General features: G+C 65.4%; 1 protein-coding gene. It reads left to right on the top strand.

Annotation, left to right across the window (positions count from 1 at the left end; all coding sequences use genetic code 11):
* Positions 1-647: group II intron maturase-specific domain-containing protein (locus AB1460_RS38055; protein ID WP_368967456.1), on the top strand; the 647-nt coding region annotated here is incomplete at its 5' end.
* Between the last annotated feature and the right edge of the window lie 46 nt (positions 648-693).

The following is a 693-nucleotide window of genomic DNA, read 5'->3' as shown; positions in this document are numbered from 1 at the left end:
GCCCTGGTGCCAGCCCGTACCAACGGGCGAAGCGGCGCCGTCAAGGTCTGCCCAACTACCGGCTCTGCCGGTACGCGGACGACTGGTGCCTGCTGGTTTCGGGCACCAAGGCCGACGCCGAGGCGTTGCGGGAGGAGATCGCCGGGGTCCTGTCCACGGTGGGCTTGCGCCTGTCGCCGGAGAAGACCCTGGTCACCCATGTCGACGAGGGCCTCGACTTCCTCGGCTGGCGTATTCAGCGCCACCGAAAACGGGGCACCGGCAAGCACTACGTCTACGTCTATCCGGCTAAGAAGGCGCTGGCCGCCGTCATGGCCAAGACGAAGGCGATCTGCCGGAGGAACACGAACCTGACGCTCGAAGACCTGCTGCACCAGCTCAACCGGGTGCTGCGGGGCTGGACCACGTACTTCAAGTACGGATGCTCGAACGCGACCTTCAGCTACTTGAGGGCTTACCTCTGGAAAGAGGTCGTCAGGTGGCAGGACCGCAAGCACCGGCGTGTTCCGTGGAAGGTTCTACGCCGACGCTACGGCATCTGGCCCGCCGAAGGTGGGGTGGAGCTGTTCGACCCGGCAAGAGTGAGCGCTCGGCGCTACTACTACCGGGGAAACCGCATCCCGAAGCCTTGGCCGAGCACGACATGAGGTGAGCACAGGACCGCGAGGCTTGTGGAGAGCCCGGTGCGCTTAG

This window comes from Parafrankia sp. FMc2 (genome assembly GCF_041008525.1).
GTDB lineage: Bacteria > Actinomycetota > Actinomycetes > Frankiales > Frankiaceae > Parafrankia.
Note: the sequence above shows the minus strand (reverse complement) of the source record. Positions and strands in the feature narration are given on the sequence as shown.